This is a genomic window from Actinomyces lilanjuaniae, from assembly GCF_003606385.1.
GTDB classification, from domain to species: Bacteria; Actinomycetota; Actinomycetes; order Actinomycetales; family Actinomycetaceae; genus Actinomyces; species Actinomyces lilanjuaniae.
Genome location: NZ_CP032514.1, coordinates 1,923,840 through 1,941,034, shown reverse-complemented (window position 1 = coordinate 1,941,034; position 17,195 = coordinate 1,923,840). Strand labels below are relative to the sequence as shown.

Below are 17,195 nucleotides of genomic sequence, written 5' to 3'. Positions count from 1 at the left end.
ACCGTGCCGGAGCTCCGGGGGTACGACGGCGGCGACGGCACCCGGAAAACCTCGAAATGGCACGACGTACAACAACAGAAGACGACCACGGTGACCGCAGGCCGCAGGAGGCCTCCCAGGGGTGGGCGACGCAGTCGGCTGACCACCACACGGAGACGGCCACGGCGCCCCAGGAGACTCCTGCTGCGGGTCCTCAGGACAAGGGCAACGAGGAGCCGCCGCGCCTTCCGGTGGCCTCGCTGCTCTTTCAGGCCCCTGACCCCAGCCGGGCGCGCCGCCGAAGGAGGGTCACGCAGCAGTCCGCGGCACCAGACCCGGCTCCTGCCGCCTCCCGACGCGCCGCGGTCGCGCTGCGTGAGGGCTCCGGTACCCAGCAGCAGGAGCCGGCAGAGGGCAGAGATAGTAGAGACGGTCAGGACTCCGCCACAGGTGGTACTGGCGGGACCGCAGGCTCTGTGGGTGCGAGTGCCTCGGGGACGGGCTCCTCGTCTGGACCCAGGCGGGGCCGACGTCGCGCAGCCGTGGAGGGGCGGTCCCCTCGGGACGAGGAGGGGATGGACGACGACACGGGCAGCGGAACGCGCGCAGACAGTGCCCGTAGTGCCCGTGCTGACGACGACGGTGAGCAGGCCGAGCAGGCCGAGTCCGGTGGGAGCCGCAGACGTCGCCGTGGCAGCCGGGGGCGCCGCTCCCGATTACGCACCGCCCCTACTGACGGCGTCGACGCGGAGACGGCAGACTCAAGCAGCCGGGACAGTCAGGACGGCAGCCAGGGCAGCGGTGAGGCGTCGTCGCGGGAACCTGGTGACACCGGGCAGGACGTCGGCCGGGAGGCTGCCGAGGAGGTCGCGGACACCTCGACGGACACCTCGGAGGACTCAGTGGCGTCCGTGGTCCCACGCCGTCGCCGTCGCTCGCGCACGCGCACGGAGCCGAGCCGGGACGCCCGTGACGAGGTGACCGCGCTGAAGGGCTCCACCCGGCTGGAGGCCAAGCGTCAGCGCCGCCGCGAGGGACGGGCCTCTGGCCGTCGTCGCAGTGTCGTCACCGAGGCCGAGTTCCTGGCCCGCCGAGAGAGCGTGGACCGCCAGATGATCGTGCGTGAGACGGACGGTCTCAACCAGATCGCGGTCCTGGAGGACGGGCTGCTGGTGGAGCACTACGTAGCTCGCCATACCCAGACCTCCATGGTCGGCAACGTCTACATGGGTCGGGTCCAGAACGTGCTGCCCTCGATGGAGGCCGCGTTCGTCGACCTGGGCAGGGGGCGCAACGCCGTCCTCTACGCCGGCGAGGTCGACTGGGAGGCGGCCGACACCGCTGGTCGGTCCCGCCGTATCGAGGACGCCCTGTCCAGCGGGGACACGGTCCTGGTCCAGGTCACCAAGGACCCCATCGGGCACAAGGGGGCGCGGCTGACCAGCCAGGTCACCCTGGCCGGGCGCTACCTAGTCTTGGTCCCCGGGGGCAGCATGACCGGGATATCGCGCAAGCTTCCTGACACCGAGCGGTCCCGGCTGCGCAAGATCCTTCAGCGCGTGGTCCCCGACTCTGCGGGCGTGATCGTGCGGACCGCCGCCGAGGGTGCCTCGGAGGAGCAGCTGGCCGCCGACGTGGCCCGGCTGGTCTCCCAGTGGGAGGCGATCGACAAGAAAGTGGCCTCGGTGCGTAAGGGCAGCACCAAGGTCCCGGTACTTCTTAAGGGGGAGCCGGAGCTGGCGGTGCGAGTCGTGCGCGACGTCTTCAACGAGGACTTCCGCAGGCTGGTGGTCTCCGGGACCGGCGCCTGGAAGACGATATCCGGATACGTCAACGAGCTCAGCCCCGACCTGGCTGACCGCCTCGAGCGCTGGACGAGCCCGGAGGACGTCTTTAGCGCCCACCGTGTGGACGAGCAGCTGTCCAAGGGCTTCGACCGCAAGGTCTGGCTGCCCTCTGGCGGGACCCTGGTCATTGACCGCACCGAGGCGATGACCGTCATCGACGTCAACACCGGCCGGTTCACGGGGGCGGGCGGTACCCTGGAGGAGACGGTCACCCGCAACAACCTTGAGGCAGCCGAGGAGATCGTGCGGCAGCTGCGGCTGCGTGACATCGGCGGCATGATCGTCATCGACTTTGTCGACATGGTCCTGGAGTCCAACCGCGACCTGGTGCTGCGACGTCTTGTCGAGTGCCTGGGCCGGGACCGCACCCGGCACCAGGTCACTGAGGTCACCTCGCTCGGCCTGGTGCAGATGACCCGCAAGCGCGTGGGGCAGGGACTGGTCGAGGCATTCTCCACCACCTGCGAGACCTGCAAGGGTCGAGGCTTCATCGTGCACGACGCGCCCGTGGAGAACCAGCAGGTGGACATGTCCGCCTCTGCCTCGCGGGGCGCGGGCAAGGGGCGCGGACGCAAGGGTAGGGACACCGGGTCAGGCCGGGACGCCGTACGTGCGTCCGCCTCCGGCTCCAAGGCTGCGGGCAGGTCCGCCAAGGAGTCGAGGCAGGCCGGGTCCTCTGATCAGGACCAGGCTGGAGACCCGGGGCAGGCTGCCGCAGAGGCCTCTGCGGCAGTCTCTGTTGCCTCTCAGGACAAGGCGCGCTCCACTGCCCGCGGTGCCCTGGCCCAGATTGCGGCCGCCACCGAGCAGGCTCACCAGGCCCACGCAGACAGTGGAAGCAGCAGGGAGGACAGTGGGAGTAGTACTAATGCTGCGGCTGGGACTCGGGCCAGGAGGCCTCGACGGCGTCGGGTCGTGACCACCGAGGTAACTGCGCCGCGCCCAGCGCCCCCTGCGCCTGGTGGCACGCAGACTGAGGGCTCTGACGGCACTGGCAGTACAGGCGGTACTGACAGTACAGGCGGCACTGACAGCACTTCCTAGGGGTACAGGCCCTGCCCGTGCGGTTACCCCTCGGCTCCACCGGCTCCACGGTCCTGCGTGTCTGTTAGTGCCGTGGGTGCTACGTCGGGCCGGGACGGCTCGCTCTGCGTGCTCCTGCCCGGCCCGACGTCGGTGTCTGGCGTGTGCGTCTAGGCTCCTGCCCGGCTCAGATGTCCTCCAGGGAGGTTCCCTTGGTCTCCCGGGCGAACATGTAGGTGATGCCCCGGCGAACAGCATGACCGCAAAGATGAGGAAGGGAACCATGACGACCTCGACCGTAGGCTCGTCGCTACCCATGAGCGCCCCCATGAAGTAGGGGCCGACAACCTTGGCCACCGACCCGATGCCGTAGCCCAGGCCCAGGCCCGTTGAGCGGGCCTGGGTGGGGAACTGCTCGCCCCCGAAGGCGTTGAGGATGCCGAAGGCACCGTCTCCGAAGGTCATGACGATGAAGATGCCGACGAAGAAGACGTACCCGGCCGTGGTGGTCCCGCGGCTGTCAACCATCGTGGTGGACCAAGCGGCGATGAGTGCCCCGGTCCCGCCGATCAGGCCGCATCCCAGCATGGTGTAGCGCCGTCCGATACGGTCGGAGATCCACGCCGACCCGAGGCGCCCCAGGAGGTCGCCCAGGGAGACCAGCATGAACAGCGTAGCCACGGCGGAGACGCTGAAGCCAAAGGACTGTCCCAGCAGGCTCTGCCCCCAGGACTGGACGGTAAAAGACCCCAGGATGAAGGAGAACGATCCCACGGCCACCACCAGGAGCTGGCGCGGGTACCTGGTGAAGATCGCCGAGTAGGAGGTTGAGGCGGCCTGCCTGATCTCCGGCAGCTCGGCCACGTGCTCCACGGGGATCTCCATGGCCCAGGCGTAGGCCTGCCGTGCTTCCTGCTCTCGGCCCCGTGACTGTAGGAACCGGGGGGACTCGGGGACCACCCGGGTCCAGGCGAGCAGCACGATGGGGACGCAGCCTACCGCGATCAGACCCCGCCAGCCCAGGGCGTCACCGAAGTACCTGGTGACCAGGCCCCCCAGGAAGATCCCGGCCGGGATGAAGACGCTGGTCAGCCCTGCCAGCAGGCCCCGCTGCCTGGCCGGGACGAACTCCTGGACGTAGGGCACGGAGGTGATGTTGAGACCGCCCACCCCGATACCGACGCCAGTGCGCAGGACAGCCAGCAGCACCCAGCCGTTGACCGGGGTCAGGGCGGAGGCGGCGGTGAAGAGCACCAGGACGATGATGCAGGCGATGAAGGCGGTCCTGCGGCCCAGGCTGTCCGCTAGGCGGCCCCACATCACCGAGCCGATGACGGTGCCCAGGCCTGCTCCTGCCAGGATGACCCCGGAGTGGAAGCCTGTCAGGTCCCACCCGGGGGACTCGATCAGCATGTTGACGATGAAGCCGATAAGGAACATGTCGAAGAACTCCGACACGTTGCCGACGATAGCCATCCCGATGAGGGACCGCTGGTGCCTGGTGAGAGGGTGGTTGTCTATCTGCTCGGGGGCGGTACGTCCCCGAGGCGGGCTGGTGGAGACCAGAGTGCTCATCATTGAACCAATCGTTGGTATGTGCAGAAGGCTTTTTCCGGGTACGGGGTGAGCCGGGCTGCGTGGACGCTGCCCGGAAGGAGCCGCCCTAGCGCACGATGTCCCCGCTGAGGGCCAGGTCCAGCTCACCGGGAGGCACACGAGTCAGGTCGCCGTGGTGGGTCAGGGCCAGGGAGGCTGTGCGCAGGCCGGTTGCGATACCTCGGGAGACGTCGCCGTCGAGCCACCCATGGAGGGTGCCGGCCACGAAGGAGTCGCCGGCACCGGGACGGTCCACGATGGGCACCTGCTCGATCTCGAAGGCCTGGTCGCCCTCAGCGGTGGACAGGTAGGTCCCTCGCGCGGCATCGGTGGACACGACGACGGGCGGGCCCAGAAGCTCGCGCACGGAGCGGCAGACCTGGACCCCCTCGCTGTGGGTGAGGCCGAAGACCACCTGTGCGTCCGCCCGTGAGCAGAACAGGATCGAGGCGGAGCGGGCGATGGGCTCCAGCACGGAGCGGGCCTGGTCTCCGTCCCACAGGAGGGAGCGGAAGTTGACGTCGAGGGCGATGGCGATACCCCGCTCCTGGGCGGCGTCAGCGAAGTAGCGCACCACCTCTGCCGTGCGCTGCGTCAGGGCGGCCGTGATGCCGGTCAGGAACACCACGCGGGTGTCCAGGAGACTGTCCCAGTTGAAGTCGGCTGGCTCGATGTCGCGGAACGGGGTGTACAGGCGGTCGTAGGTGACCCTGCCCGGAAGCGGGTACTCGCCCGGCTCCAGAAAGTACTGGGCGACGCGGCCGTGCTGGGTCAGGACGACGTGGGACAGGTCCACGCCTACCGAGCGGTACTCGCTGAGGATCCTGTGGGTCAGCTCGCCCTGGGGCAGCTTGGTGGCCCACGAGGTACGTCGTCCCAGCTGGCTGAGCAGGCCGGCGACGTTGGCCTCCGAGCCCGCTGCGCTCATCCGCAGGTGCCGGGCGGAGGCGAGGCGGTCCCCGCGCTCGCAGGTGAGGCGGATCTGGCCCTCGCCGATCGTGGTCAGGTCGAAGGCGGCCTGGGCGCCGTCACGGGGTCCGTACCGTGCTGCCGTGGTTGCTGTGTCATTGCTGGTGCCGACTGTGGCGATGGTCGTGGTGGCGGTTACTGTGTCTGTCATGGTTGGTTCCTGAGCGTGTCGAGGGTCTGTTGTCGTGAGTCATGCGGCTGCCTCCCACCGGGGCGTACGCACCGAGATGCCTGCGCGGTCAAGCCGGTCCTCGATGAAGTGCCGGGCCGCCACGCAGCGCTCCAGGGAGTCCTCGGCGTCGTCGTTCCACATCTCGATCATCATGCGTCCGCTCCAGCGGGCGGCGGCCAGGGTGGCGAAGGCACCGTCGAAGTCGGTGACGCCCTGACCCATGGGGACGCGTCGCGGCTCCCCAGGGCGGACGTCCTTGAGGTGCAGGGCGACGATGCGTGTCAGCCCGGAGGTCAGCTCGGTGGCGGCGTCACCACCGTGCTCCGCGATGTTGCCGATGTCGGCGTAGGCCTGGAGCCAGGGGGAGGGCAGCTCGTCGAGAACGGCGACGACGTCCTGGACGGCGGCGATGTCGTGGCCGTCGACGTTCTCGATCCCGAGGATGACGCCCGCCTCCGCCGCGTGGGGCAGCACCTCGCCCAGCATGTCGACGTAGCGGCTACGGGCCTGCGGGTCCCGGGGCTCGCCGTGGGCGAAGTACCCGGCTACCTGGAGCACGGATGCGCCCAGGTCCACGCACAGGTCGATGCCTTGGTGGTAGATGCTGCGGGCCTGGTCCCGCACCGCAGGGTCGGCGGAGCCCGGGCCGAAGCGTCGGTGCGCGCTCAGGCACACGCCGCCGATGCGCACCCCTGTGTCCGCGGCGGCCTGCGCCACCCGGCGACGCCGTGGGGAGGACCAGCCCAGGCGGGCCAGACGCTCGTCGGACTCGTCCACGGAGAGATCAGTGAAGCTGAACCCCGCCGCGCGTACCTGGCTGAACAGCTCGTCCCAGTCGGTGGTGCCGACCAGGGCCTTCTCGTAGATACCGAGGGTCACCTCGCTGGCTGCACTAGCCGTGCTGACTGTGCTGGAGGTGCGGGTGCCAGCGGAGGCCGCCCCGCCGGTGCTCCTGGCGGGGCCTGTGCTGTCGGTGCTCCCGGTACTCACCGGTCCCACACCCTCTCCATAGCCTCACGCATCTGCCGGGCGGCCTCCAACGGGTCCTGCGCGCCCACGATCGCCCGGCCCGCGATGACCACACCGACCGGGTGCCCCGAGAAGACGTCGAGCTCGCGGGGCGTGACCCCGCCGGTGACCGTCACGGTGAAGCCCATGGCAGCCAGGTCGTCCACGGTCTCCAGGTCCCTCGGCCCCCAGGACAGCGAGCCGGCGGCCTCGGCGTCGCGGGAGCGGTGGACGATGACGTGCTCGACTCCGCGCTCGCGCCAGGCGGCGGCCCGGTCGTGGTCGTAGTGCTCACCCAGCTCGACCTGGACCTCACCGCCGTGGTCGGAGGCGACACTGACTACCTGCTCCACAGTGGTCAAAGAGGCGCCCGCCACGCAGGACACCCAGTCGGCCCCTGCCTCGAAGCACTGGCGCGACAGGACCGAGCCCGCCTCGGCGATACGTGCGTCGGCGAGGATGGTGGCCTCCGGGTAGAGTGCGCGGATCTCACGTACGCAGCGCAGCCCCTCGGCCAGCAGGAGCACGGTGCCCACCTCGATGACGTCGACCGCGGGCTGGCACCGACCCAGGCAGCGCAGCGCAGTGACCAGGTCGGTGGTGTCCAGGGCGACCTGGAGCCGGGGAGGAGTCATGACTGGTCCCCCCTCACGTCCTTCCTCATCGTGAAGAAGCGCTGACCGTTACCCACAAGCAGGTCCTGGACGTAGGAGGGGTCGAAGCCCTCCTCCAGCATACGGGGGCCGTCCACGGCGGGGTTAAAGTCCACACCGGTCACAGACCCGTAGGCCTTCTGGTAGGAGCGCTTGCCTGAGTCGGTGCCCAGGAGGATGCGCTTGCCGTAGCCCAGCTCGCCCAGCTCGCGCAGCTCCATGATCCGGTTGGTGTCGGGCTGGTACTTGATGCGGTAGGTCCCGTCGATCTCCAGCCACGCCCCGGTGTCCAGGATCTGGCGCAGGTAGTAGACGTCGGCGTTGCGCTGGATGTGGCCGATGGCGATCTGGTCGGCCGGGACGCCCATACCGATGAGCTCGCGAGCCTGCTCCAGGCCGCAGGTGCCGAAGGTGGTGTGGGTGTTGATCGGGGCGCCCGTCTCGATCGAGGCGAGCGCGGCTGCTCGCATGCACGTGCGCTCGAAGTCGGTGATCACGCCGTAGGAGGTGGCGACCTTGATGACTCCTGCCTTGTAGGGCGTGCGCTCCACGATCGGGCCGGAGTAGTCGTGGCGGTCGATGCCCTCGCGGATGTCGGCGATGAGCAGGTTCGCGATCTGGTCCACGCTGTAGCGGCTTACCCAGTGGCTGCGGGTCTCCAGGTAGACCTTTTCCCGGTGGAAGCCGGTGGAGGCGATGATGTGCAGGTCGGGTACGCGCCGCCCTACCTCGGCCAGACGCTCCAGGTCCCGGCCGCAGTTGGCCGGGCACATGTCGACGACGGTGCCGGCCTGGGCCCAGCGCCTTGACGCCGACACGAAGCGACCAGCCTCCTCTACCGCCTTGTCGACGTCGTCCAGCTGGTGGTCGGGGTCGATGTAGACCTCGCCTGCACCGTTACGGATGAGGTGGTCGTGGGCGTTGACCACCCCCAGGGTGGTGGGGTCCACGTCCCCGGCAATGGTTCGTGCGAGCGCCGTGTGCGCCATGGAGGGCCTCCTTGCTGCCTCTTTCCTGCTGCTTGTCCGCGAGCGCGGCCGCCTGTGCGTGCCACCGGGCTGCTGACACGGCCACCCTAGAAGGGCATCGGCGTGCAGGTATGAGGGGAAGTGCACTTTTGTGCGTTAGCGGTGGCGTGCCCGGCGAGGGGGACTCCGGTGTCCGGCGGCTCGACCCAGAAACCGTTTCTCACCTCTACTTTTGGCCTATCCGAGGTCGGATGCGATTCGCGACAGGGCGTGTCGGGCTGCTGTCGTGGGATAATATGGGAATATGTGCGCAGCAGGTGTTGACCGGAACCGGATCCGGCTGCTCCTGGAGGTGTCGCGGATGTACTGGGAGGAGGGGGCGGACCAGGCGGAGGTAGCCAGGCGTACCGGCTACTCACGCTCCACGGTCTCCCGGCTCCTGGCCCAGGCGCGCCGGACAGGTGTGGTGACGGTGCAGGTGTCCCATCCGATCGAGCGACTCACTGAGATCGAGGACCGGCTGGTGTCCGCCTACGGCCTGCGCGCGGTGCGGGTGACGGAGCAGGCAGGGGACCAGCTGGGCGCCCAGGCGGCGCAGCTGCTCCTGGAGCACTGCCGACCGACCTCGGTCATTGCGGTCTCCAACGGTCGTGAGGTCGGGTCGGTGGTGCGCTCGCTCCCCCAGCGCTCCTGGCCGCGCAGCCTGGTGGTGCAGATGCTGGGACTGGTCGGGCAGTCCAGCGGGCTGGAGGACGGACCCGACATCTGCCGGGACATGGCGATGCGGCTGGGGGGCAGCCATCAGGCGCTGCCGGTCCCGCTCGTGTTTGACACCGTCCAGGCCGCGGACGCGATGCGCCGGGAGGAGCAGGTGGTCATCACCCTGGAGCTGGCGGCCCGAAGCGACGTGGCTCTGACCGGGGTGGGGGCCGTGGAGAAAGGAGCGGTCAGCCCGATCCTACGCAGGTGGATGACTCCAGAGCTTGTCGAGCAGTGCGCGCGGGCAGGTGCGGTGGCCCATATCTGCGGGCACCACATCGACGCTCGCGGGGCACACGTCCGCACCCCTGTGTGCCGACGTACCGTCTGCCTGGAGCCGGACCGGCTGCGGGAGGTTCCACTGGTCATCGGGGTGGCACACGGTTGGCACAAGGTGGAGGCGATCCGAGCGGTGCTGCGGGGAGGGTACCTCTCCGGACTCGTTACCGACGAGGCCACCGCCGCAGCCGTTCTTGGCGACCGGTAGCGCGGCGTCGGGAACCTGGTTACGGAAGTGGTGGCGGGAGGCTGCCCCGCGCGCCGCTTCCCGGGGCGGTCTCCCTGGCTTCGTGCCCAAGAACACAGGTCTGACGGTCCTGGCGCGGTTGGTCCCGGAAGACGGATCACCTAAAGTTGTCAGCCGGTGCATCGTGCACCATGCCCGGGAGACCGGCGCGATGGCTGCTACCAGTGTGGTCCGTGCCGGTGGGTGCCTCAAGACGCGACAGGAAGAGCAAACAAGTGGTCTACGCGATCGTCAAGGCTGGTGGCCGTCAGGAGAAGGTCTCCGTCGGCGACGTCGTGGTTGTTGACAAGCTCGTTGGCGAGGTGGGTGACCGGGTCACCCTCGCTCCGCTGATGGTGGTGGACGGGGACAAGGTGACGACTGGTGCCGCTGACTTGGCCCACAGCTCTGTCACCGCTGAGATCCTCGGTGAGCGGAAGGGCCCCAAGATCAACATCCTCAAGTTCAAGAACAAGACCGGCTACCGCAGGCGCCAGGGCCACCGGGCCAGGCTGACGGCGGTCAAGGTCACGTCTATCGACTGACCCTCCTGCACGCCCCTCAAGGGGCGCCTGGACGCACACGATCGAGAGAGAGAATCCTGACATGGCACACAAGAAGGGTCTTGGCTCCTCCCGTAACGGCCGTGACTCCAACGCCCAGCGCCTGGGCGTCAAGCGGTTCGGGGGCCAGGTCGTCAAGGCTGGGGAGATCCTCGTCCGCCAGCGCGGCACCCACTTCCACCCTGGCCGCAACGTGGGCCGCGGTAACGACGACACGCTGTTCGCCACCGCTGCCGGCAGTGTCGAGTTCGGCACCTTCCGGGGCCGTCGCGTTGTGAACGTCGTCCTTCCCGAGGCCTGAGCCGCGCGGCACCGTCATACGTCGGAACGGGGGCGAACGGTTCATACCGTTTGCCCCCGTCCTGTCTGGGCAGGCCCGCACGGGTACCTGCCACCTGTCCGCCGCACCTGTCGCTCCTGGGGGAGGCTCTATGCCCAGCTTCATCGACCGAGTGGTTCTTCACGTAGCCGGCGGGGACGGCGGCCACGGCTGTACCTCGGTGCACCGTGAGAAGTTCAAGCCCCTGGCCGGCCCTGACGGCGGGGACGGGGGGCACGGAGGCGACGTCGTCATCACCACGGACCCCTCGGTGTCAACCCTGCTGGCCTACCACCGCCGACCGCATCGACGTGCCTCCAGCGGTACCCCGGGGATGGGTAGCTGGCGCCGAGGCGTCGACGGGCAGGACCTGGTCCTGCCCGTCCCGGAGGGTACGGTAGTCAAGGACGTTGACGGCCAGGTCCTGGCTGACCTGGTGGGACACCCCTGCTCGGTGGTAGTCGCCCGCGGTGGGACGGGCGGGCGTGGCAACTTCTCCCTGGCCTCGAAGAGGAGGAAGGCCCCTGGCTTCCACCTCCTGGGTGAACCGGGCCAGGCCCTCGACGTGGTCCTGGAGCTCAAGACCGTCGCCGACGTGGCACTGGTGGGCTACCCGAGTGCGGGCAAGTCCTCCCTCATCGCCGCGATGAGCGCCGCCCGCCCTAAGATCGCCGACTATCCCTTCACCACCCTGGTGCCCAACCTTGGGGTGGTCGAGGCGGGCGCCAGCCGCTACACGGTCGCCGACGTCCCGGGCCTCATCCCCGGAGCCTCCCGGGGTAGGGGCCTGGGTCTGGACTTCCTGCGCCACATCGAGCGCTGCGCCGTCATCGTCCACGTCCTGGACTGCGCCACCCTGGAGCCGGGCCGTGACCCGCTCAGCGACATGGACACGATCGAGGCCGAGCTGGCGGCCTACGCGGACCGGCTGGGCAGCCAGGAGTCAGATCCGGCCCTCACGGGGCTCCTGCCGCTGCCACAGCGCCCCCGTGTCGTTGTTCTCAACAAGGTCGATGTTCCTGAGGCCGCAGAGCTGGCTGACTTCGTCCGCAGCGACGTCGAGGCCCGGGGGTGCCGGTCTTCGAGGTCTCAGCCGTCGTGCACCGCGGGCTGAGGCCTCTGTCCTTCGCCCTGGCGGGTCTGGTGGAGCAGGCGCGTGGACAGGCTCCCTCCCGGAGGGCGGGCAGGGTGGGCCATGACGGCCAGCCTGTCCAGCGTCCGGTCATCCGGCCCGCTGGGGTTGGTAGGAAGGACAGGGAGCCAGTAGCGGTTGTCTCTGCCCTCCAGCACCCCTCGGAGGGACAGGTCTACCAGGTGCGGGGAGACAAGCCGGAGAGGTGGGTCCTTCAGACCGACTTCACCAACGACGAGGCGGTAGGCTACCTGGCTGACCGCCTGGCGGCCGCCGGAGTCGAGGACGAGCTGGTCAGGGCGGGGGCACACGCCGGTGACACGGTCCTCATCGGTGACCTGGAGCGAGGTGTGCTCTTCACCTGGGAGCCGGCCCTGGCTACAGGACCTGAGCTGCTGGGTGCACGCGGCACCGACGCCCGCCTCCAGGAAGGGCACCGGCGGACTAACGCGGAGCGTCGTCGTCACTACCACGAGATGATGGACGCCAAGGAGGCGGCCCGTGCCGAGCTACGCCAGGAGGCCGCCGAGGGCCTGTGGACGGATGCCTCGGTCTGGGAGGAGACGCAGTGAGCCGCAGGGCTCCGGTGCCGGGGCAACGGCCTGCCGCGCTGCCCCCCGGCGCCCGGATCGTCCTTAAGGTCGGCTCCTCCTCCCTGACCCGGGTCGACGGCGGGCTGGACCTCAACCGCATCGACATCATCGCCGGACTGATCGCCAGGCTGCGCGACCGTGGGCACGACGTCGTCCTGGTGTCCTCCGGCGCGGTTGCCGCAGGCCTCGTCCCCTGGGGCTGGAGAGGCGGCCCGGGGAGCTGCGTCTGCTGCAGGCGGCGGCCTCGGTGGGGCAAGGAAACCTCGTAGCCCGGTGGCAGAGCGCCATGAGCGCCTACGGGGTGGTGACCGCTCAGGTGCTGCTGACCGCCCAGGACGTTGCGGTACGCAGCCACTACCGCACCGTTCGGGCGACCTTTGACGCGCTGCTGTCCCTGGGGGCGGTCCCCGTCGTCAACGAGAACGACGCCGTGGCCACTACGGAGTTCAGCCTCGGTGACAACGACCACCTGGCAGCGCTGGTGGCCCACCTGGTCAGCGCCGACGTGCTGGTCCTGCTCACCGACGTGGACGGCCTGTGGACGGCGCCTCCGGGAACCGCCGGGCGGTCCCGGTGCGCTACGTGGGCTCCGCCGCCGACCTGGCAGACCTCAACGTGTCCGGTCGGGGCTCGGCCGTGGGCACGGGGGGCATGGTGACCAAGGTCCAGGCGGCGACGATCTCCTGCGCCTCGGGGACAGCGGTCCTCATCGCCGGCGCCGACGACGCTCCCCTCCTCCTGGGAGGACAGGACGTCCCTGCAGACATGGGCACCTGGTTCGCCCCCACCGGTCCGCGACGCCCCAGCCGCCGCCTGTGGATGGCCCACGCCTCCCAGCCTGAGGGACGGCTCCTCATCGACGACGGTGCGGCCCGGGCCATCACCTCCGGCAAGAAGTCCCTCCTGCTGCCGGGGGTCACCGGGGTCGACGGGGAGTTCGAGTCCGGGGCCGTGGTGGAGGTGGTCGGGCCTGGGCGCACGCTCGCCCGGGGGATCTGCCGCTACGCCTCCGCAGAGCTGACGGAGGTCCTCCGTGCCCGGGCGCAGGGTAGGCCTGCACCCGACCACGTGGCCCCGGTGGTCCACCGCGACGACCTGGCCGAGTTGCCCCGCACGGCGGGGGAGTGAGCCTTCCTTGCGCCGATCCTGTGCCTGAGCCGGTGCTCAGTCATAGAGCAGCTCCGAGATCTCCGTGTCGTCAATGTTCGAGGCGGTGTACCAGTGGGAGCCGGTGTCCACGTCCTGGACCGTCTCGCCGTTGGCTGCCCTGACCGCCAGGGTGACGGCCTGGTAGCCCATCTGGTACGGGTCCTGGGTGACTGACCCCAGGAAGGCGCCGGAGCTGACAGCGTCCTTCTGAGACCTTCCTGCGTCGAAGCCCACGACGAGCAGGTCCTTGTAGGTACCGCTGGAGCGGTCGAGGGCGGTGGCGTCGCCGGTCGCTGAGATGACGCCGTTGACCGCGTCCTGGTTGGCGGCGAACAGGGCGACGAGCCCGGTGGTGGACAGGACGGAGGTCGCTGCGGACTGGATGTCCGCCTGGCTGGTGGTTGGTGGGACCGTGACCACGATCCTCACCCTGGCGGGCTCGGAGGAGGCCTGGGTCCACCGCTGCTGTCCGGAGACGTCCACCGCCCCGGCCAGGCCGTCCAGCGCCTCCAGCTCGGTGACGAGCGTGTCCACGAAGCCGTCGACACGCTGGACGATGGAGCCTGAGGTCGAGTCCTGGGCGAGGACACCGATGACGGCGGGCGAGTCCGCGGTCGCGGAGGTCACTGCGGAGACCAGGCTCTTGTCCTGGGCCAGGTTGGTGGCCACGTTGCCGCCCGCCACGGTGTTGTCAGTGGTGGCTGTGGCCACGACTGCTCCGGAGGCGTCGTCGGGAACGCCGGAGTCAAACCCGATGACCGGTATGTCCCGGCTTCTGGCACTGACCAGGGCGTCCTGGACGGCGTCGGGCTGGCAGGCGGCCAGGGCGATAGCCGCAGGTCCCTGGTTGACAGCGGCCGAGAGCTGCTCAACCTGCTGGGAGACGTTGGACTCTGCGTCGGGGCCGTTGGTCTCCAGCTGTACGTTGAGCTCGTCCGCGGCGTCCTGGGCTCCCCTGAAGGCAGCCTGGTAGAACTGGTTCTGGTAGCTCTTTGCGATGATGATGACCTTCATCGTCGCGTTCGAGCCGGATCCCTGGGAGCAGGCGGCCAGTGTCAGGGCGCCGGCGGCCGCCAGGGTGGCTGCCAGCACGGCCCGGCGTGCGGGCGCAGGAGCCCCGTCTGGCACGGGAGCGGCGGGTGCTGTGCGGGTCGTGAGGGTGGTGGGGTTCACGGCGGGGTTCATGGTGGTCCTTTCACGGTTGCGGAGGCGGGTCAGGGGGTGTCAGGAGCGTCGGGCGCGTCTGCTGCGCACGACGTCGAGCAGGACGGCGAGCACCACCACGACGCCGATGAGCACCTGCTGCCACTGCACCGGCAGGCCCATGGACAGCAGGCCGGTCTTGAGGACGCTGATGACGAAGACGCCGATGATCGTGCCCCACAGGGAGCCGACTCCTCCGGCCAGGGAGGTGCCGCCGATCACGCAGGCGGCGATGGCGTACATCTCCTGGCCGTTGCCGGTCTGCGGGGTGATGGAGGAGAAGGTCGCCGCGTAGATGACCCCGGCCAGGCCGCAGAAGAACCCGTTGAGGACGTAGACCCAGAACTTCCACCGCGACACGATGACGCCGGACAGCTCGGCTGCCTCCTCGTTGGACCCGATGGCGTAGGTGTAGCGCCCCAGCTTGGTGCGCGAGAGGATGAACCATGCCATGGAGAAGAAGGCGGCTAGCCACAGGACGCCGACCGGAAGGTCACCCGTCCTGTACAGGACCGTCTTGAACCAGCCGTCGTCGGAGGACAGGCTCGGGTAGGTCTGGGTCTGGACCTGGGCGATGACGGCGCACAGGCCCAGCGAGGCGAACTGCATCCCCAGGGTGGCGATGAACGGAGGCAGGCGCAGGAAGCCGACAAGGACACCGTTGGCGACGCCGAAGGCGACGCCGGTGGCCAGGACGACTAGAAGCGAGACCAGGATCGGTAGACCCCACACGTTGTACGCCACTCCTCCTACCAGTGCCGCACCCACCATGACTGTCCCCGAGGACAGGTCAATGCCCGCGGTGATAATGACAAAGGTCATGCCGATGGCCAGGAAGCCGATGTAGTAGGAGGAGTCGAGGATCGAGACCAGGGTGCTGGGTGACAGGAAGTGGTTGCCAAAGACGGCGAAGAACGCGTAGAGGACGGCGAGGGCCGCCAGTGCCATGATCTGCTGCATCGGCAGGGTCCTGGCGGGTCCTCGGGTGGTGGTATCGGTGGTCATGCGGGGTGTCCTTCCCTCTGCCTGGTCGCCAGCTCCATGACGGAGACAGGGGTTGCCTCGGAGATGTCAAGCTCGCCGGTCTTGCGTCCTTCGCGCATGACGACGACGCGGTCAGACAGGTGGAGGATCTCGTCGAGGTCCGAGGAGACCAGGAGGATGGACCTGCCCTCCTCCACGAGGTCGCGCATCAGCTGGTAGATCTCAGCGCGGGCTCCGATATCGATGCCGCGTGTCGGCTCGTCGAAGATGAGGATCTCGACGTCGCGCAGGAGCCACTTGGCCAGCACCACCTTTTGCTGGTTGCCGCCTGAGAGGTTGCGGACCAGCTGTCGGGGTGAGGGCGTCTTGATCCGTAGCGTGTCGATATACCTGCGTGCGCAGGCCTGGACCGTCCGTTCGTGGACGACAGGACCGGTGCACAGCGCGTCGTAGGAGGCCAGAGAGGTGTTCTCTGCGACGGAGAGGCCGGTGACGAGGCCGTAGCGCTTGCGGTCCTCGGACAGGTAGGCGATGCCGACCTTGATCGCGTCCCTGGGGTGCCGGAAGGTGACGCGGCGGTTGTGCACCCGTATGCTGCCCGAGGACGCCCGGTCGGCCCCGGCCACGATCCGCATGGTCTCAGTGCGCCCGGCGCCGACCAGCCCCGCGAAGCCGAGTACCTCCCCGGCGCGCAGGGTGAAGGAGACGCCGTGGACGTCTCGGGAGGAGAGGTTCCTGGTCTCTAGGACGACTGTGGCGTCCTGCGGCACCGTGGAGCGCTTCTTGGGGGCGTTGACGACCTGACGGCCCACCATGAGCTCGATGATCTCCTCCTGAGAGGACTCGGAGGCTGGTAGCGTCCCGACACTGGCTCCGTCACGCAGCACGGTAATGCGGTCGGCAACCGTCATGACCTCGTGCATGCGGTGGGAGATGTAGATGACTGACACCCCCTGCGCGCGCAGTCGGTCGACCCGCTGGAGAAGGTCGGCGCTCTCGCTGTCTGTCAGGGCGGCGGTCGGCTCGTCCAGGATGAGGACCTTCGTGGCCGGGAAGGACAGGGCGCGCGCGATCTCGACGAGCTGGGCCTTGGAGACGCTCAGGTCGCGCAGGAGGGCGGAAGGCGAGACTCCGATGTCGTACTCGTCGATGAGGGCCTGCGCCCTGCGGTTGAGGTGACGGTCCGATACCAGCGGGGAGGAGGACTCCCGCCCGATGAAGATGTTCTGGGCCACGGTGAGGTCAGCCATCATGTTCAGCTCTTGGTGGACGATCGAGATCCCGGCGTGCTGCGCGTCCCGGACGGAGCGGAAGTGAGCGGGAGCTCCGTCATAGTCGTAGCGTCCCTCGAAGTCGGGATAGATCCCGGTGAGGACCTTGACCAGGGTGGACTTGCCCGCGCCGTTCTCGCCGACCAGGGCGTGGACCTCTCCGGGAAGGAGGTCGAAGGTGATCTTGCTCAGGGCCTGGACCCCTGGGAAGGACTTGGATACATCGCGGAGTCGGAGACGGGGAGGGGGTAGTTGAGGTGGCATGTGTGCTCCGTTGCTTGGCTGTGGGTACCCGGCTGTGCCTGGAGGCGCCAGACGGTGAGGACCGGGACCGGGCAGGTGGACAGGCTGGGTGCCAGCCGACGGCCCGTCTGAGGAGGGCGACGGCGGTGAGAAGAGGCGTGTGGCTTCGTGGTGACAGAGCGGAGTGCGTAAGATCGGCGCCCTGTCTGGTTGACAACGATGTCAATCAGACAGCCACAACGATATGTCAAGGGTCGTG

General features: G+C 68.9%; 11 protein-coding genes and 3 pseudogenes. 6 read left to right on the top strand and 8 right to left on the bottom strand.

Features of this window, described 5'->3' with window-relative positions; genetic code table 11:
* Positions 1–56: 56 nt before the first annotated feature.
* Positions 57–2,870 carry an Rne/Rng family ribonuclease gene (locus D5R93_RS14095; protein ID WP_243106669.1) on the top strand — a complete coding sequence of 938 codons (2,814 nt, stop codon included), beginning with the start codon at positions 57–59 and terminating at the stop codon, positions 2,868–2,870.
* 186 nt (positions 2,871–3,056) lie between these two features.
* Here the strand turns inward: D5R93_RS14095 and D5R93_RS08290 are convergent.
* The 5 genes and pseudogenes from D5R93_RS08290 to D5R93_RS08270 form a co-directional block, all read right to left on the bottom strand.
* Positions 3,057–4,289, bottom strand: a pseudogene (locus tag D5R93_RS08290) (MFS transporter); the annotation flags it as partial.
* Positions 4,290–4,512: 223 nt separating this feature from the next.
* Positions 4,513–5,565: a sugar kinase gene (locus D5R93_RS08285; RefSeq protein WP_119836060.1), complete on the bottom strand. Its 1,053-nt coding sequence runs from the start codon at positions 5,563–5,565 to the stop codon at positions 4,513–4,515.
* A 39-nt stretch (positions 5,566–5,604) separates the two neighbouring features.
* Complete coding sequence (locus D5R93_RS08280) at positions 5,605–6,585, bottom strand: L-ribulose-5-phosphate 3-epimerase (RefSeq protein WP_205570029.1); 981 nt, start codon at positions 6,583–6,585, stop codon at positions 5,605–5,607.
* A complete protein-coding gene (locus D5R93_RS08275) occupies positions 6,573–7,229 on the bottom strand; it encodes a 3-dehydro-L-gulonate-6-phosphate decarboxylase (protein WP_119836059.1) in 657 nt (218 codons plus the stop codon). Before D5R93_RS08275 ends, D5R93_RS08280 begins: the two co-directional genes overlap by 13 nt.
* The gene (locus tag D5R93_RS08270; RefSeq protein ID WP_119836058.1) at positions 7,226–8,236 is read right to left on the bottom strand and encodes a phosphotriesterase family protein; all 1,011 of its coding nucleotides are present in this window, start codon (positions 8,234–8,236) and stop codon (positions 7,226–7,228) included. Before D5R93_RS08270 ends, D5R93_RS08275 begins: the two co-directional genes overlap by 4 nt.
* Positions 8,237–8,519: 283 nt before the next feature.
* On the opposite strand from D5R93_RS08270, the gene D5R93_RS08265 reads away from it, so the two are divergent.
* The 5 genes and pseudogenes from D5R93_RS08265 to proB all read left to right on the top strand — a co-directional run bounded on the left by D5R93_RS08265 (position 8,520) and on the right by proB (position 13,214).
* Positions 8,520–9,461, top strand: a complete 942-nt coding sequence (locus D5R93_RS08265; protein WP_120204712.1) for a sugar-binding transcriptional regulator — start codon at positions 8,520–8,522, stop codon at positions 9,459–9,461.
* Between the two features lie 254 nt (positions 9,462–9,715).
* Positions 9,716–10,024 carry a 50S ribosomal protein L21 gene (gene rplU / locus D5R93_RS08260; RefSeq protein ID WP_119836056.1) on the top strand — a complete coding sequence of 103 codons (309 nt, stop codon included), beginning with the start codon at positions 9,716–9,718 and terminating at the stop codon, positions 10,022–10,024.
* Between the two features lie 61 nt (positions 10,025–10,085).
* Positions 10,086–10,343: a 50S ribosomal protein L27 gene (gene rpmA / locus D5R93_RS08255; protein ID WP_119836055.1), complete on the top strand. Its 258-nt coding sequence runs from the start codon at positions 10,086–10,088 to the stop codon at positions 10,341–10,343.
* Positions 10,344–10,473: 130 nt separating this feature from the next.
* A pseudogene (gene obgE, locus D5R93_RS08250) lies at positions 10,474–12,065 on the top strand (GTPase ObgE).
* A 56-nt stretch (positions 12,066–12,121) separates the two neighbouring features.
* A pseudogene (gene proB / locus D5R93_RS08245) lies at positions 12,122–13,214 on the top strand (glutamate 5-kinase).
* Between the two features lie 36 nt (positions 13,215–13,250).
* On the opposite strand, the gene D5R93_RS08240 reads toward proB, so the two are convergent.
* Genes D5R93_RS08240 through D5R93_RS08230 form a run of 3 tightly spaced genes read right to left on the bottom strand, consistent with a single transcriptional unit; the run spans position 13,251 to position 16,957 of the window.
* Positions 13,251–14,420, bottom strand: coding sequence for a substrate-binding domain-containing protein (locus D5R93_RS08240; protein WP_120204710.1), 1,170 nt, complete (start codon positions 14,418–14,420; stop codon positions 13,251–13,253).
* Between the two features lie 39 nt (positions 14,421–14,459).
* Entirely contained in the window at positions 14,460–15,443 is a 984-nt protein-coding gene (locus D5R93_RS08235; protein ID WP_119836052.1) for an ABC transporter permease, read from the bottom strand.
* On the bottom strand, positions 15,440–16,957 hold the full coding sequence (locus D5R93_RS08230; RefSeq protein WP_120204708.1) for a sugar ABC transporter ATP-binding protein: 1,518 nt from the start codon (positions 16,955–16,957) through the stop codon (positions 15,440–15,442). The genes D5R93_RS08235 and D5R93_RS08230 overlap by 4 nt, the downstream gene beginning before the upstream one ends.
* Positions 16,958–17,195 lie beyond the last annotated feature (238 nt).

Bases quoted from the DNA above. Each gene is read 5' to 3' on its own strand.
- D5R93_RS08270 (WP_119836058.1), bottom strand. From the start codon at position 8,236: ATGGCGCACACGGCGCTCGCACGAACCATTGCCGGGGACGTGGACCCC.
- D5R93_RS08240 (WP_120204710.1), bottom strand. From the start codon at position 14,420: ATGAACCCCGCCGTGAACCCCACCACCCTCACGACCCGCACAGCACCC.
- D5R93_RS08230 (WP_120204708.1), bottom strand. From the start codon at position 16,957: ATGCCACCTCAACTACCCCCTCCCCGTCTCCGACTCCGCGATGTATCC.
- D5R93_RS08275 (WP_119836059.1), bottom strand. From the start codon at position 7,229: ATGACTCCTCCCCGGCTCCAGGTCGCCCTGGACACCACCGACCTGGTC.
- D5R93_RS08265 (WP_120204712.1), top strand. From the start codon at position 8,520: ATGTGCGCAGCAGGTGTTGACCGGAACCGGATCCGGCTGCTCCTGGAG.
- D5R93_RS14095 (WP_243106669.1), top strand. From the start codon at position 57: ATGGCACGACGTACAACAACAGAAGACGACCACGGTGACCGCAGGCCG.
- D5R93_RS08235 (WP_119836052.1), bottom strand. From the start codon at position 15,443: ATGACCACCGATACCACCACCCGAGGACCCGCCAGGACCCTGCCGATG.
- D5R93_RS08285 (WP_119836060.1), bottom strand. From the start codon at position 5,565: ATGACAGACACAGTAACCGCCACCACGACCATCGCCACAGTCGGCACC.
- rpmA (WP_119836055.1), top strand. From the start codon at position 10,086: ATGGCACACAAGAAGGGTCTTGGCTCCTCCCGTAACGGCCGTGACTCC.